Source organism: Pseudosulfitobacter koreensis (assembly GCF_024733015.1).
In the GTDB taxonomy this organism is placed as follows: Bacteria; Pseudomonadota; Alphaproteobacteria; order Rhodobacterales; family Rhodobacteraceae; genus Pseudosulfitobacter; species Pseudosulfitobacter koreensis.
Genome location: NZ_JANKJG010000003.1, coordinates 162,354 through 175,951, shown reverse-complemented (window position 1 = coordinate 175,951; position 13,598 = coordinate 162,354). Strand labels below are relative to the sequence as shown.

Here is a 13,598-nt window from a genome sequence, read left to right as displayed (position 1 = left end):
TTCAGGCAACCAGACGTGCCGCGATGTCGCCCGACAGATAGCTGACCCGCCCAGCAACCACGGTCATGGCGACGCGGTCGGCAGCGTCCAGCACCACCAGATCGGCGCGTTTGCCGGGCCGTAATGCGCCGCGATCATCAAGTCCCAGCGCCCGCGCGGGCCCTGCGGACACCAGCGCCCAGGCGGCAACAAAATCCATCACCCCCGACCGCGCCAGCATCAGCGCTGCGCGGCGCGGGCTGGGATAGTGGTAATCCGACGCCACCGCATCGGCCATGCCCATCGACACCACGTCCAGCGCCGACACATTGCCCTTGTGCGATCCGCCGCGCACCAGATTGGGCGCGCCGAGGATCACCACATCGCCCGCCGCACATGCGGCCTCTGCCGCCTCCAGCGTTTCGGGAAACTCCGACACTTTCACCCCGCGCGCACGCCACGCCGCGCGGGCCTCGGCGGACTGATCATCATGGCTGCCCATTTGCACGCCCATCTCCGCCAGTCTGGCGCAAAGTGTGTCGAGCGCCGCTGGAACCTCGGCGCGGCGCGCGTGCAGGTCCAGTAGCATCTGGAAATGCACCTCTGGATTGCGCTGCGCTTTCAGCGCCTGCCCCACCAGCCGCGGCGGCTTGCGTCCCTCGGCCAGACGCGCGTGCGGCAGATGGTCATTGAAAACCACGTAGTTCACGCCCCATTCCGCGATCTTGTCGGGCAGTCCGGCGTAATCATCCAGCAGATGCGTCTCGAACCGCAGTTGCGGGCGCAGGTCCGTCACCAGCCCGCCTGCGGTATCGCGGATCGCGGCAAAGACCTGATCGGCAAAGTCCATACCGCGCAGGCCGCCCTCCCAGCTGACGAACTGCGCCAGAATGCCGGTGGTGATGCCGTTGGCGGCCAACTCCGCCTCGGCGGCGATCAGCCCCTCGGCCATCTGTTTCATCGCGCCGCGCCGCGGGGCCAGATGCCGCTCGAACCCGTCGCCGTGCACATCGACGATCCCCGGCAACACGCGAAACCCGGTCAGATCGACGGTGCGCCCTACGGGCGCATCTGCAATTAGGCCGCCGCTCAGGCTCAGCCCGTCGCGGTGAAAGCCACAGTCTCCCAGCACGTCCGCGCCGGTGATATCAATTGTCAGCATTGCGAGACGATCCCCAAAACCCGCCGCGCGCCACGCAGTCGCCGCCGGGGCAGTCCAGTTGTTCCAGCACGGCATCAAGCCATGTCAGGTCTTTCTCGAAGGTGCCCGTGCGCAGGAAATGCAGCGTCTGCGAAATCACGCGCGGGTTGTTCATGATGAACGTGTGCGTCACCGGCAGCACGATATGCGCGGTCATGCCTTCGACGCGGGTCGAGGCCACGCTGACCTTGCCGTCGTCCGGCCCCGGCAGCAACGTCGAGAAATAGGCGTTCAGCGACTGGCTGCCAGCAATCACGCCCAGCGGAAAATCCACCGGCGGCAGGCTGCGCGGCAGGCTGTCGGGTCCGGTGCCCATCTGCATGCCCGCAGGTCCGTTCAGCCAGTCGAAGGCCGCAAGATCACCCAGCTTGTCGACCACTTCGCTGCCCTGGTTGGGCGGCGCCAGCATCACGACGCGCCCCAGTTGCGGCACATCGTGATCGCGCAGCCATTCGCGCACCAAGATGCCGCCCATCGAGTGGGTCACGATATCGACCCGCTGATCGCCGCATTCGGCCAAGGCTGCGGGCATCGCCCTCTCGGCCAGCGGCCCGACACGCGCTTCGGTCGAGGGATAACCGGGGCGGACCACCTGAAACCCATCGGCTTCCAGCGCCGCCTCCATCAGGGCAAAGGACGTTTCAGTCCGCGCAAGCCCGTGCAACAGGATCACGCAATCGGCGCGCACGGGCGCGGCCAGCATCGCCAGAAGCGACAGGATCAACATCAGGACTCTCATGGGGTGTCAGATAGTGCCTTGGCGCAGCAGATGAAATGGTGAACGCGGAATAGCTGACGGAAACCCGCCTATGTGCCGGGCTTTGCGTGCCTGGGCGCGGTGACGGCCCATGCGATGCCGCCCAACACCAGTGCTGCGGCGACCACCATCAGCGCGCTGATCGGCTCGCCCAGCAAAACAGCGCCCGCGATGATCGCGATGATCGGCACGCTCAATTGCACCACCGCCGCCGTCGCCTGCGCCAGACGCGGCAGCACCGCGTACCACAGCGCATAGCCCAGTCCCGAGGTCACCGCTCCCGACACCACCGCCAGTGCGATGCCAAAGGGGCGCGCGAACATGTCCGGATTGACAAGAAACACCGCCAGCACCGGCAGGCACAACACGAAATTCGCCGCCGTCGCTGGCAGCGGGTCAGGCTCAGATCTACCCGAAATCGTGTAAATGGCCCAGCCCAGCCCCGCCGCCACCATCAGCAAGGCACCAAGTGGATCGGTCTGGCTGCCCGGTCCAGGCCACAGCACCAGCATCAATCCGGCAAAGGCGGTGCCTGCCCCCGCCATCTGCCTGCGCGTGGGTGCAGAGCCGCGTGCGGCCCCCCAACCGAACATGGTGATCTGCACCACCCCAAACAGGATCAGCGCGCCCAGCCCTGCGTCCAGCACCACGTAAGACAGCGAAAACCCCGCCATATAGACCGCGAGTGACAGGGCCCCCGGCACCCGTGCACGGCGGAGCAGCGGCAATGGCGTGCCCCGCACAGCCAGCACCACGCACAGGATCACCACACCCGAAATCACCCGGATCAGCGCAAAGCTGGCGGGATCAATGCTGCCGCTGCCGACAGCGGCACGGTTCAGTACGGAATTGGCGGCAAAGGCCACCATCGTCAGCGCGGTCAGAAGGGGCAGCTTCATTGGATCAGCCCAGTTTCGCAAAGGCTTTTGGATATTTAAGCGCCACCTTTGGCACATCCGCCCCCGGCCCCGCGATCATCATGTGCTCCAATGAATAGGGCGACGTCAGGCCCTGCGCCCGTGCCTGCGAAAACCCGGCCTTTTCGTAGAACTCGACCTGCCCCAGCACCACGACACAGGTTTGGCTCAGACGCGCCCATTCGGCCAGCACACCCATCATCCGCCGCCCCAAGCCGCTGCGCTGGCGGTCAGGCGCGACAGCGACAGGCGCCAGGCACAGCCAGCCCTTGGGTGCCACCATATGCGACAGCGCGTAATAGCCCGCGATGCGACCGTCCCATGTGGCCACGCTTTCGCCCGCAATCGCGCCATCCTTGCGCAGCGCCTTCACCAGATCCGCCTCGCCCGTGCCATCGAAAGCGGCTCGCAGCAGGGCGTCGACCTCATCTTCTTCGCCCCGGCGCAATTCGCGCGAGAAATCCGGTCCGATCATCATGGGTTTGGCACTCCTGCGTGGCGAATAAAAAAGGGGCCGCCCGCAGGCAGCCCCTTCTTATAGATCAAAGCGTTCGGTGAGGAACGGCAGATTACATCATGCCGCCCATGCCGCCCATGCCACCCATGTCGGGCATGCCGCCACCGCCGCCGTTGTCTTTCGACGGCTTGTCGGCAACCATGGCTTCGGTGGTGATCAGCAGAGCTGCAACCGATGCCGCGTCCTGCAGTGCGGTGCGCACCACTTTGGCGGGGTCGATCACGCCGAACTTGAACATGTCGCCATATTCTTCGGTCTGCGCGTTGAAGCCGAATGTCAGGTCGCTGCTTTCACGGATCTTGCCCGCGACAACCGCGCCGTCGACGCCTGCGTTTTCAGCAATCTGACGCAGCGGTGCTTCCACAGCCTTGCGCACGATGCTGATGCCGACGTTCTGGTCGTTGTTCGCGCCTTCCAGACCTTCCAGCACTTTGCCGGCCTGAACCAGAGCAACACCGCCACCGACGACGATACCTTCCTGAACAGCGGCACGTGTCGCGTTCAGAGCATCGTCAACGCGGTCTTTGCGCTCTTTCACTTCGATTTCCGACATGCCGCCGACGCGGATCACGGCAACACCGCCTGCCAGTTTGGCAACGCGCTCTTGCAGCTTTTCACGGTCGTAATCGGATGTGGTTTCTTCGATCTGGTTGCGGATCTGGGCAACACGTGCCTCGATCTCGGCCTTCTGACCAGCGCCATCGACGATGGTGGTCTCGTCCTTGGTGATGGTGACCTTCTTGGCCGAACCCAGCATGTCCATGGTGACAGACTCAAGCTTCATGCCCAGATCTTCCGAGATGACTTGACCGCCGGTCAGGATCGCAAGGTCTTGCAGCATCGCTTTGCGGCGATCGCCGAAACCGGGTGCTTTCACAGCAGCAATTTTCAGGCCGCCGCGCAGTTTGTTGACAACCAGTGTCGCCAGCGCTTCGCCTTCGACGTCTTCCGAGATGATCAGCAGCGGTTTTTGCGACTGGATCACTTGCTCGAGCAGCGGAACCATCGGCTGCAGGCTCGACAGTTTCTTCTCGTGCAGCAGGATGATCGCGTCTTCCAGCTCGACGGTCATCTTGTCGGCGTTGGTGACGAAATAGGGGCTCAGGTAGCCACGGTCGAACTGCATGCCTTCGACGACAACAGTTTCTGTTTCCAGACCCTTGTTCTCTTCGACGGTGATCACGCCTTCGTTGCCGACTTTTTGCATCGCATCCGCGATCTGACGGCCGATTTCCGACTCGCCGTTCGCCGAGATGGTGCCGACCTGGGCAACTTCGTCGCTGTCGGTCACGTCACGTGCGGCCTTGCGGATCGCTTCAACGACCTTGGCTGTCGCCATGTCGATGCCGCGCTTCAGGTCCATTGGGTTCATGCCGGCGGCAACCGATTTCATGCCTTCCTTGACGATGGCCTGAGCCAGAACAGTCGCGGTTGTTGTACCGTCGCCTGCTTCGTCGTTGGTCCGGGAAGCGACTTCCTTGACCATTTGTGCGCCCATGTTCTCGAACTTGTCTTCCAGTTCGATTTCCTTGGCAACCGACACACCGTCCTTGGTGATGCGCGGTGCGCCAAAGGATTTGTCCAGAACAACGTTACGGCCTTTGGGGCCGAGTGTAACCTTGACGGCGTCAGCAAGAATGTTGACACCTTTCAGGATTTTATTCCGGGCTTCGCTGTCGAATTTGACGTCCTTAGCAGCCATGATTTTTCTCCTTTGAGAATGAGTTGATCAAGTGGGTCAGAGCAGGCGTTGCGCTTACTCGATGATCCCCATGATGTCGGATTCTTTCATCATCAGCAGTTCTTCGCCTGCGACGGTGACTTCGGTGCCCGACCATTTGCCGAACAGAATCTTGTCGCCTGGCTTGACGGCCATCTCGATCAGCTCGCCGTTATCTTTGCGCGCGCCTGCGCCAACCGAAACGACTTCGCCTTCCGAGGGCTTTTCTTTCGCACTATCGGGAATAATCAACCCGCCAGCAGTTTTCTCTTCGCTTTCCGTGCGGCGAACCAGCACGCGGTCATGAAGCGGTTTCAATGCCATCTTTGCAGCTCCTTAAGGCTCAAAGTTACTCCCTTTCAGGGTACCTTTGGCACCCTGTGTTAGCACTCGGCTCGCCCGAGTGATAACGCCGCATAGCTAGGCGGGTCCGACGGACCTGTCAACAGGTGTGATCGTGAAAATTTGCGGGGCTTTCGCGCGCCTTCCGCCTTGCGTTCTGCGCGCCTGCGCATACCGTGGGGAACGCAATGACCAAAAGGCCATCACGATGCTGCGCACCCTTGCTTTCTCGCTTGCCCTGCTGCTTCCGCAGATGGCTTTCGCCGCCTGCAACGGCACCGATCTGCGCGCCACGCTCAGCGCGCGGCAATCGGCGGAATTGGCCACCGAACTGCAGGACATGCCCTACCCAGATGGGAACCATTGGGTCGCACACAAGGGGGCGCAGACGATTCATCTGATCGGCACGCTTCACCTGTCTGATCCGCGCCTGACCCCGATTGCCGCGCGGCTGGCTCCGGTGATCGCATCCGCCGACCTGCTGCTGGCCGAAGCGACCGAGGCCGAGGAGGCGCAGTTGAATGAGGCGATGGCGACACGCCCCGAACTGATCTCGCTGACCTCTGGCCCCACGCTGATCGAACTGATGCCGCCCGAAGACTGGGCCGAACTGGCCGATGCCGCGTCCAAGCGGGGCATACCGCCCTTCATGGCCGCGAAATTCCAGCCGTGGTATCTTGCGATGGTGCTGGCGATGCCGCCGTGCGTCCTTGCGACCATGCAGGACGGTCAGCACGGTCTGGACAAGGCGCTGTTGCAGATCGCGACGGAAAACGACGTCCCCGCAGAGGCGCTTGAACCCTTCGATACGCTGTTCACGCTGATGGGACAGGACACGCTGGAGCATCAGGTCGCACTGCTGCGCTTGGGCGTGATACCCGCGCCGCAGGCCGAAGAAATGACCGCCACTCTGGTCGCGCAATACTTCGATGAAGCGCATGGCGCGATCATGCCGCTGAACCGCGTGGTCACGCAGGATCTGGTCGACATGCCTAAGGCCGAATTCGACGCCGTGTTCGATAACATGGTCGACACATTGCTCAATCAACGTAATGCCAACTGGCTGCCAAGGATCACGGCTGCCCAAGGCGTCACCGTCGTCGCCGTCGGCGCGGGCCATCTGGGCGGCACCGACGGGTTGCTCAACATGCTGGCCGATGAAGGCTACGCGCTGCGACGCCAGCCGTTCTAGCTGGCGCGCTAACTTCCCAGCGCAACACCTGCCGCCGTCACGGCTTCGGCACCCTTCGGCGTCAACCCGTAGATGCCCTTGTCCACCTTCTCGAACCAGCCGTAGTGATCGTCGCGCATCATCGTCGTGGCACGGCTCACTCCGGTTTCGCGCGCCACATCCGCGCCCTTGCACGCGCCCGCCTCGTAGAGGTACAGCGCCAGTTTCACCGCATCCTGCCGGTAGGCCGTGACCAGCCCCACCCGTGTCTGCCCGCCATCATTCGGATCGCCCTGCCGCCGCGCGAACTCGCGCAGCAACCGCCCCTCGCGTTTCTTCGACTTGCGCGGCGCATAGGGCCCCGGATCGCAATGCACCTCGACCAGCCCGTCGCTGATGCGCACCGTCAACAGCCCCAGCCCCAGCCGCCGCGCCAGCACCGTCATCTCCTTGAGCGACCTTGCAAACCGCTTGCCCTGCCCGCGTGCCACGGCCATGTAGACATCGTCCGAAACCGCCATCCGCGCCACGCATTGATGCACCAGCGTCAGCGAAAACCCCAATTTCAGCTCGACCACCACGGGCGGCTCGCCACCGCGCACCGCGACCACATCCGCGGCCCCCACCTCAGCCTTCACCACGTAGCCCTGCGCTTCGAGAAAGGCTTTGACGGGCGGATATAGATCGGTTTCACGCGCAGGGTTCATGGCGCTCAATTAACACCATTTCCCGCAGGGCCCCAAGCCGCTATCGTGCGTCATGACCCGCGAGGACTTCAACGCATATTGCGCCGCCAAACCTGCCGCCACCCATGTGGTGCAATGGGGCAATGCCGACGTGTGGAAAGTGGGCGGCAAGGTCTTTGCCATCTGCGGCTGGTCCGACGCCGCCCCGGCGTTCAAGTTCAAGGTGACCGACCTCGCGTTCGAAATCCTGAGCGACATGCCGGGCCTGCGCCCCGCGCCCTATCTGGCATCGCGCGGGCTGAAATGGATACAGAACCACGGCACGCCGGGGCTGAATGATACCGAACTGGCCCAGCACATCGACGCATCCTACGACATGATCGCGGCCAAGCTGGCCCGCAAGACCCGCACCGCTCTGGGGCTGTGACCCAAGAGCCGCCAAAAGCCTGAAATACCGCAGGTGACAATGCGCAACCGCCCCCCTATAAGGCCCGCAAAACCGCATGCAATATCAGGACGCGTTCATGACAACCCTCGTTTTCGGCCACAAATCCCCCGACACCGACAGCACCGGCAGCCCGATCATCTGGGCGTGGTATCTGAAAACCGTCCACGGCATCGACGCCAGGCCCATGCTGCTGGGCGAGCCGAACACCGAAGCGGCCTTCATGCTCAAGCGCTGGAACCTCGACAAGCCCGAGATCATCAGCGAAGTGGCCGACGGCACGCCCGTGGTCATCGTCGACACCAACAACCCGGCCGAACTGCCCGCCAACATCAACAACTGCGATATCCAGACGATCATCGACCACCACAAGCTGGTCGGCGGCCTGGAAACGGCAGGTCCGATCCAGATCGTGATGGAGCCTGTCGCCTGCACAGCGACGATCATGTGGAAAATGATCGGCAAGCACCTCGCGCAGATGCCCGATGACATCAAAGGCGCGATGCTGTCGTGCATCCTGTCCGACACGCTGGAATTCCGCAGCCCGACCACCACGCAGGAAGACAAGGCCATCGCCTATGATCTGGCCGAGCAGCTGGGCATCGACATTCCCGCCTATGCCTCGGAAATGTTCGAAGCCAAATCCGACGTTTCGTCATTTTCCGACGCGGAACTGCTGCGCATGGACAGCAAGGAATACACCGTCGACGGCAAGGAGTTTCGCGTCAGCGTTCTGGAAACCACGGCGCCCAAGATCATCCTGGACCGCAAGGACAGCCTGATGACCTCGATGACAGCCGTGGCCGCCGAAGACGGTGCCGATCAGGTGCTGCTCTTCGTCGTGGACATCCTGAACGAAGAGGCGACACTGCTCGTGCCCAACGATCTGGTGAAAACCTTGGCCGAGAAAAGCTTTGGCGTGACCGTGACCGGCAACACCGTGGTGCTGCCCGGCGTGATGAGCCGCAAAAAGCAGATCATTCCGAACCTCAAGGTCTAAGGCTGAAGGTCGGACATAAACGAGACAGACAGGCGGGCATTTGCCCGCCTTTTTCATGACCCTACCTAATGTGCCAGATCACCCCGCCCTTGCACCCTGCGTGCGTTTCATGCTCGAAGCCTAAGGGACCCCAGAAAAAGGACCGCCCAATGACCCAGATCATTTCCGCCCTTTCCGATGTTTCCGACCGCTACGATGCGCTCTTCGTTGATCTGTGGGGTTGCGTTCACAATGGCGTCGATGCGTTCCCCGATGCCATCGCCGCCTTGCAGGCCTATCGCAGCCGTGGCGGCACCGTGGTTCTGGTCACCAACGCCCCGCGCCCACGCGCCAGCGTGACGGCGCAAATCGCGGGCTTCGGCATTCCCGACGACGCATGGGACACCATCGCCACCTCGGGCGACAGCGCGCGCACGGCGATGTATCGCGGTGCCGTCGGCAAGAAGGTGTTCTTTATCGGCGAAGCGCGCGACAGCAACTTTTTCGACCCCATTGGCGTGGTCGACGATCCGGTCGACATTCAGATCGTTCCTCTGGAAGAGGCCGAAGGCATCGTGTGCACCGGCCCGTTCGATCCCATGGCAGATGTCGCCGACCTGCGCCCGCAACTGCTCTATGCCAAGCAAAAGAGCCTGAAACTGCTCTGCGCCAATCCCGATATCATCGTGGACCGTGGCGATGTGCGCGAATGGTGCGCCGGCGCGGTGGCGAAACTTTATACCGAGATGGGCGGCGAAAGCCTCTATACCGGCAAGCCGCATCCACCGATCTACGATCTGGCGCGCCTGCGCCTGAACGAGATTGGCCGCACCGTCGATACCTCGTCGATTCTGGCCATCGGCGACGGTGTCCTGACCGACATCTTGGGCGCACAGGGCGAGGAAATCGATTCTCTGTTCATCTCGGGCGGACTGGCGGCGGAAGAGACCAAGACCGTCACCCAGCCCGACGCAGACGCGCTGCAGACCTATCTGGACGGTGAAATGGTCAATCCCACCTATACCATCGGCTTTTTGCGCTGATAACTTTCCCCTTGGCATTTCTGCGTGTGCAAAGTAATTATATTGCTAAATGCTACGAACCTACGTCAGAAAATAACCGGAGCCGGGAATGTTGGACAACCTGCCACGCGGAACGATCTGCATCGAAGACATCGAAATGGGCATGACCCGTCACCTGCGCAAGGTGGTGACGGACGAGGACATCGAGATGTTCGCCCAGGTCAGCACCGATCGCAATCCGGTGCATCTGGACGATGATTATGCCCGCGACACCATCTTCGAGGGGCGCATTGCCCACGGCATGCTGACCGCCGGCCTGATCTCTGCCGTCATCGGTGAACAGCTGCCCGGTCACGGCACCGTCTACATGGGCCAGAGCCTCAAGTTTCTGGCCCCCGTGCGCCCCGGCGACATGGTCTATGCCGAGGTCAAGGTGATCGACATCGACATCGCCAAACGGCGCGTCCGGCTGGATTGCCATTGCAGCGTCGACGGCAAGAAGGTGCTGGTCGGCGAGGCCTCGGTGCTGGCGCCGTCGCGTAAATTCGACTGATTGCCTTCTGCGCGCGGGCAATTGCCGCGCGAAACCACCGCGCGCATCTTGCCTCTGGCAATGGGCACGGCTAGGCATTGGCCATGCGGATCATACGAGATTATCAATACGTCGAGGCTGCGGATCGCGGAGCCTCTGTCGCCATCGGAAACTTTGACGGCGTGCATCTGGGCCACCAGTCGGTGATCGACCTGGCCCGCGCCGCCGCGCCCGACGCCCCCTTGGGGGTGCTCACGTTCGAGCCGCACCCGCGCGAGTTCTTTGCCCCGGACGCCCCGCCCTTCCGCCTGATGGGCCCCGAGGCGCGCGCGTCGCAACTGGCCAAGCTCGGGGTCGAGCGTCTGTATCAGCTGAACTTCAATGCGCAACTGGCCAGCCTGACGCCCGAGGCCTTTGCCCGTTCGGTGATCGCCGAGGGTCTGGGACTGCAACACGTGGTCGTTGGCGCCGATTTCTGCTTTGGCAAGGGCCGCGCAGGCACGGCACAGGACATGCAGGCCTTCGGCGCGGACATGGGGTTTGGCGTGACCGTGGCCCCCCTTCTGGAAACCAGCGATGCCACCGTGTCGTCCACCGCCATCCGCACGGCCCTGTCCGAGGCCCGCCCCCGTGACGCCGCCGCGATGCTGGGCCACTGGCACCGGATCGAGGGCCCCGTGATCGGCGGCGAACAGCGTGGTCGCGAACTGGGCTATCCCACCGCCAACATGTCCATCGACGGGCTGCACCCGCCCGCCTTCGGCGTCTACGCTGTGCTGGTCGACGTTCTGGAAGGGCCGCACAAGGGCCGTTACCAAGGTGCCGCATCGCTGGGCGTGCGACCCATGTTTGGCGAAAACCGCGCCAACTTGGAGACGTTCATCTTCGACTTCTCCGGCGATCTCTATGGCACACATGTCTCTGTCGCCCTGGTCGACCACCTGCGCGGCGAAGAGAAATTCGACAGCCTCGATGCGCTGATCACACAGATGGATGCCGACTGCACCCGCGCCCGCAGCATTCTGGCGGCGCTATGAGCGGCGCGAAAATGGGCACGAGGTTCTGGGAACGCAAAAAGCTCGACCAGATGACCGCCCCCGAATGGGAAGCGCTATGTGACGGCTGCGGCAAATGCTGCCTGAACAAGCTGGAAGACGAAGACACCGGCGACGTCGCCCTGACCCGCGTCGCCTGCCGCCTGCTGGACGATGCCACCTGCCGCTGCGCGCATTACGAGAACCGCCACCAGTTCGTGCCGGACTGCATCGTGCTGAAGCCGTCGAACCTGGACACCCACGCCTACTGGATGCCGCAGACCTGCGCCTACCGTCTGCTGTGGGAAGGCAAATCGCTGCCCGAGTGGCACCCGCTGCTGACAGGCACCGCACAATCTGTACATGATGCGGGCGTAAGCGTACAGAATATGACGGTCAGCGAATTCGACGTGCCCGACGAAGATTGGGAAGACTACATCATAGAGGAACCCACATAGATGTTTTTCGCCTCTGACAACGCCGGCCCCGTTCACCCGCAGATCATGAACCGCATCGTTCAAGACAACGCGGGCCACGCCATGCCCTATGGCAACGATCCGGTGATGAGCGAGGTCCGCCAGGCGATCCGCCGCACCTTCGAGGCGCCCGAGGCCGAAGTCTACCTTGTGGCCACCGGCACCGCCGCCAATGCGCTGGCGCTGGCCTGCTATACGCAGCCCTTCGACACGATCTTTTGCAGCAACGTCGCCCACATCCACCAGGACGAATGCAACGCGCCCGAATTCTACGCGGGCGGGGCCAAGCTGACGCTGGTGCCCGGCGGCGACAAGATGACACCCAAGACGCTGCACGCCGCCATTTCCGATGAAGAAAAGCGCGGCGTGCATGGCCCGCAACGCGGCCCGGTCAGCATCACGCAAGTGACCGAGCGCGGAGAGGTCTACACGCTGGACGAATTGCGCGCCCTGACTGCGGTTGCCAAGGACTTCGACCTGCCCGTCCATCTGGACGGCGCACGCTTTGCCAACGCCGTCGCGGCGCTGGACTGCACCGCCGCCGAGATGACATGGAAATCAGGCGTCGACATCGTCAGCTTCGGCGGCACCAAGAACGGATGCATGGGCGTCGAAGCGGTCGTCATGTTCGACCCCGACAAGGCGTGGGAGTTCGAATTGCGCCGCAAGCGCGGGGCGCATCTGTTCTCGAAACACCGTTATCTGTCGTCACAGATGGCCGCCTATCTGGACGGCGAATTATGGATGGAAACCGCAGCCGCCGCCAATGCCAACGCGCAGCGTCTGGCCGCCGGCCTGCGCGACAAGGGCGCGGAATTCCTGCACCAGCCCGACGCCAACATGATCTTTGCCGCCTTCCCCCGCGCCGCGCACAAGCGGCTGCACGCTGCGGGTGCGAAATACTATGTCTGGGAGGGAGAGGTGGAAGGCGACGACCCCGACGAGATGCTGGCCGCGCGTCTGGTCTGCGACTGGTCGATCTCGGACGCGCAGATCGACCAGTTTCTCGGCTATCTCTGACGCTTCAGACGGCGTCCAGAAACTGCTGGATGTGGCTTGCCACCCGTTCGGGATGGGTGATCGGGGCCATGTGCCCCGCCCCCTCCAGCACCACGCGCTGCGCCTGCGGGATACGCCGCGCGATGGCCGCATTGGCTGCCGCGATGGTGCCATCGGATGCGTCCCCCTCCATCAGAAGCACCGGGCATTTGATCACGTCCAGCACACCGGGTTTCAGCAACCCGATGCTGTCGCGCTGCACGGCGGGGGCTGATCCCGCGACAAAATGAATGCGGTCCGCCATGTATTGCCGCGTTTGCTCGGGGATCTCGTCCCAGGGTGTACCGTTCCCCCAGCCCCGGTTGAAGGCCCGCGCCGCCTCCATCCGGTCGCCTGCCTGCATCGCCGCATCGAAATCCAGATTGCGCAGGCGGTATTCCTCGACCTTGCCGGGATCATCCGCCGCGACGAAGGCAAAGGCCACAGGCTCGATCAGCGTCAGGCTGCGCACCCGCTCGGGCGCCTCTGCCGCCAGCCGCAAGGCGACCGTCGCGCCAAAGCTGTGGCCGATCACGTCCATCGGTTCCGACAGCATGTCATGGCCCCACGCCGTCACCAGATCGTGCAGATCGCCCTCGCCATTCCAGTCAGGGGATTTGCCGTGGCTTGGCATATCGTAGGCGTTGATCGTCAGCCCGTCGTCCATCATGGTACCCATGGCATCAGCCATGCCGCGCCAGGCACCGGAATGCGCCAGCGTGCAATGGATCGCCAGCACCTGCCGCCCACCGCTGCCGTATTGCCGCGAATGATAGTCCATC

At 63.1% G+C, this 13,598-nt stretch carries 16 protein-coding genes; 8 read left to right on the top strand and 8 right to left on the bottom strand.

What is annotated here, in order from left to right; genetic code table 11:
• Nucleotide 1: 1 nt before the first annotated feature.
• The 6 genes from NTA49_RS06345 to NTA49_RS06320 form a co-directional block, all read right to left on the bottom strand.
• Nucleotides 2-1,141 carry an alpha-D-ribose 1-methylphosphonate 5-triphosphate diphosphatase gene (locus NTA49_RS06345; RefSeq protein WP_258293831.1) on the bottom strand — a complete coding sequence of 380 codons (1,140 nt, stop codon included), beginning with the start codon at nucleotides 1,139-1,141 and terminating at the stop codon, nucleotides 2-4.
• The gene (locus tag NTA49_RS06340; RefSeq protein ID WP_258293830.1) at nucleotides 1,128-1,919 is read right to left on the bottom strand and encodes an esterase/lipase family protein; all 792 of its coding nucleotides are present in this window, start codon (nucleotides 1,917-1,919) and stop codon (nucleotides 1,128-1,130) included. The genes NTA49_RS06345 and NTA49_RS06340 overlap by 14 nt, the downstream gene beginning before the upstream one ends.
• A gap of 68 nt (nucleotides 1,920-1,987) precedes the next feature.
• Entirely contained in the window at nucleotides 1,988-2,836 is an 849-nt protein-coding gene (locus NTA49_RS06335; protein WP_258293829.1) for a DMT family transporter, read from the bottom strand.
• A gap of 4 nt (nucleotides 2,837-2,840) precedes the next feature.
• Entirely contained in the window at nucleotides 2,841-3,332 is a 492-nt protein-coding gene (locus NTA49_RS06330) for a GNAT family N-acetyltransferase (protein WP_258293828.1), read from the bottom strand.
• A gap of 91 nt (nucleotides 3,333-3,423) precedes the next feature.
• Complete coding sequence (gene groL, locus NTA49_RS06325) at nucleotides 3,424-5,073, bottom strand: chaperonin GroEL (RefSeq protein ID WP_258293827.1); 1,650 nt, start codon at nucleotides 5,071-5,073, stop codon at nucleotides 3,424-3,426.
• A gap of 54 nt (nucleotides 5,074-5,127) precedes the next feature.
• Complete coding sequence (locus NTA49_RS06320) at nucleotides 5,128-5,415, bottom strand: co-chaperone GroES (protein WP_028958561.1); 288 nt, start codon at nucleotides 5,413-5,415, stop codon at nucleotides 5,128-5,130.
• A 226-nt stretch (nucleotides 5,416-5,641) separates the two neighbouring features.
• Between NTA49_RS06320 and NTA49_RS06315 the strand changes: the two genes are divergently transcribed.
• Nucleotides 5,642-6,625 carry a TraB/GumN family protein gene (locus NTA49_RS06315; RefSeq protein WP_258293825.1) on the top strand — a complete coding sequence of 328 codons (984 nt, stop codon included), beginning with the start codon at nucleotides 5,642-5,644 and terminating at the stop codon, nucleotides 6,623-6,625.
• A gap of 8 nt (nucleotides 6,626-6,633) precedes the next feature.
• Here NTA49_RS06315 and NTA49_RS06310 read toward each other — a convergent pair whose 3' ends face one another.
• Entirely contained in the window at nucleotides 6,634-7,311 is a 678-nt protein-coding gene (locus tag NTA49_RS06310; RefSeq protein WP_258293824.1) for a DUF2161 domain-containing phosphodiesterase, read from the bottom strand.
• A gap of 52 nt (nucleotides 7,312-7,363) precedes the next feature.
• On the opposite strand from NTA49_RS06310, the gene NTA49_RS06305 reads away from it, so the two are divergent.
• The 7 genes from NTA49_RS06305 to NTA49_RS06275 all read left to right on the top strand — a co-directional run bounded on the left by NTA49_RS06305 (nucleotide 7,364) and on the right by NTA49_RS06275 (nucleotide 12,798).
• The gene (locus NTA49_RS06305; RefSeq protein ID WP_258293823.1) at nucleotides 7,364-7,717 is read left to right on the top strand and encodes an MmcQ/YjbR family DNA-binding protein; all 354 of its coding nucleotides are present in this window, start codon (nucleotides 7,364-7,366) and stop codon (nucleotides 7,715-7,717) included.
• A gap of 97 nt (nucleotides 7,718-7,814) precedes the next feature.
• A complete protein-coding gene (locus NTA49_RS06300) occupies nucleotides 7,815-8,735 on the top strand; it encodes a manganese-dependent inorganic pyrophosphatase (protein ID WP_258293821.1) in 921 nt (306 codons plus the stop codon).
• Nucleotides 8,736-8,884: 149 nt separating this feature from the next.
• Nucleotides 8,885-9,757, top strand: a complete 873-nt coding sequence (locus NTA49_RS06295) for a TIGR01459 family HAD-type hydrolase (RefSeq protein WP_258293819.1) — start codon at nucleotides 8,885-8,887, stop codon at nucleotides 9,755-9,757.
• 88 nt (nucleotides 9,758-9,845) lie between these two features.
• Nucleotides 9,846-10,289, top strand: coding sequence for a MaoC family dehydratase (locus NTA49_RS06290; RefSeq protein WP_258293818.1), 444 nt, complete (start codon nucleotides 9,846-9,848; stop codon nucleotides 10,287-10,289).
• 83 nt (nucleotides 10,290-10,372) lie between these two features.
• Nucleotides 10,373-11,305, top strand: a complete 933-nt coding sequence (locus NTA49_RS06285) for a bifunctional riboflavin kinase/FAD synthetase (RefSeq protein ID WP_258293817.1) — start codon at nucleotides 10,373-10,375, stop codon at nucleotides 11,303-11,305.
• On the top strand, nucleotides 11,302-11,760 hold the full coding sequence (locus tag NTA49_RS06280; protein WP_258293815.1) for a YcgN family cysteine cluster protein: 459 nt from the start codon (nucleotides 11,302-11,304) through the stop codon (nucleotides 11,758-11,760). Before NTA49_RS06285 ends, NTA49_RS06280 begins: the two co-directional genes overlap by 4 nt.
• Entirely contained in the window at nucleotides 11,761-12,798 is a 1,038-nt protein-coding gene (locus NTA49_RS06275) for a threonine aldolase family protein (protein WP_258293814.1), read from the top strand. It abuts the gene before it with no gap.
• A 4-nt stretch (nucleotides 12,799-12,802) separates the two neighbouring features.
• Here the strand turns inward: NTA49_RS06275 and NTA49_RS06270 are convergent, their stop codons facing one another.
• The gene (locus tag NTA49_RS06270) at nucleotides 12,803-13,597 is read right to left on the bottom strand and encodes an alpha/beta fold hydrolase (RefSeq protein WP_258293813.1); all 795 of its coding nucleotides are present in this window, start codon (nucleotides 13,595-13,597) and stop codon (nucleotides 12,803-12,805) included.
• Nucleotide 13,598: the final 1 nt, after the last annotated feature.

What these genes read in the sequence shown, in the direction of transcription:
- NTA49_RS06345 (WP_258293831.1), bottom strand. Translation starts at nt 1,141, where the DNA reads ATGCTGACAATTGATATCACCGGCGCGGACGTGCTGGGAGACTGTGGC.
- NTA49_RS06340 (WP_258293830.1), bottom strand. Translation starts at nt 1,919, where the DNA reads ATGAGAGTCCTGATGTTGATCCTGTCGCTTCTGGCGATGCTGGCCGCG.
- NTA49_RS06335 (WP_258293829.1), bottom strand. Translation starts at nt 2,836, where the DNA reads ATGAAGCTGCCCCTTCTGACCGCGCTGACGATGGTGGCCTTTGCCGCC.
- NTA49_RS06330 (WP_258293828.1), bottom strand. Translation starts at nt 3,332, where the DNA reads ATGATGATCGGACCGGATTTCTCGCGCGAATTGCGCCGGGGCGAAGAA.
- groL (WP_258293827.1), bottom strand. Translation starts at nt 5,073, where the DNA reads ATGGCTGCTAAGGACGTCAAATTCGACAGCGAAGCCCGGAATAAAATC.
- NTA49_RS06320 (WP_028958561.1), bottom strand. Translation starts at nt 5,415, where the DNA reads ATGGCATTGAAACCGCTTCATGACCGCGTGCTGGTTCGCCGCACGGAA.
- NTA49_RS06315 (WP_258293825.1), top strand. Translation starts at nt 5,642, where the DNA reads ATGCTGCGCACCCTTGCTTTCTCGCTTGCCCTGCTGCTTCCGCAGATG.
- NTA49_RS06310 (WP_258293824.1), bottom strand. Translation starts at nt 7,311, where the DNA reads ATGAACCCTGCGCGTGAAACCGATCTATATCCGCCCGTCAAAGCCTTT.
- NTA49_RS06305 (WP_258293823.1), top strand. Translation starts at nt 7,364, where the DNA reads ATGACCCGCGAGGACTTCAACGCATATTGCGCCGCCAAACCTGCCGCC.
- NTA49_RS06300 (WP_258293821.1), top strand. Translation starts at nt 7,815, where the DNA reads ATGACAACCCTCGTTTTCGGCCACAAATCCCCCGACACCGACAGCACC.
- NTA49_RS06295 (WP_258293819.1), top strand. Translation starts at nt 8,885, where the DNA reads ATGACCCAGATCATTTCCGCCCTTTCCGATGTTTCCGACCGCTACGAT.
- NTA49_RS06290 (WP_258293818.1), top strand. Translation starts at nt 9,846, where the DNA reads ATGTTGGACAACCTGCCACGCGGAACGATCTGCATCGAAGACATCGAA.
- NTA49_RS06285 (WP_258293817.1), top strand. Translation starts at nt 10,373, where the DNA reads ATGCGGATCATACGAGATTATCAATACGTCGAGGCTGCGGATCGCGGA.
- NTA49_RS06280 (WP_258293815.1), top strand. Translation starts at nt 11,302, where the DNA reads ATGAGCGGCGCGAAAATGGGCACGAGGTTCTGGGAACGCAAAAAGCTC.
- NTA49_RS06275 (WP_258293814.1), top strand. Translation starts at nt 11,761, where the DNA reads ATGTTTTTCGCCTCTGACAACGCCGGCCCCGTTCACCCGCAGATCATG.
- NTA49_RS06270 (WP_258293813.1), bottom strand. Translation starts at nt 13,597, where the DNA reads ATGGACTATCATTCGCGGCAATACGGCAGCGGTGGGCGGCAGGTGCTG.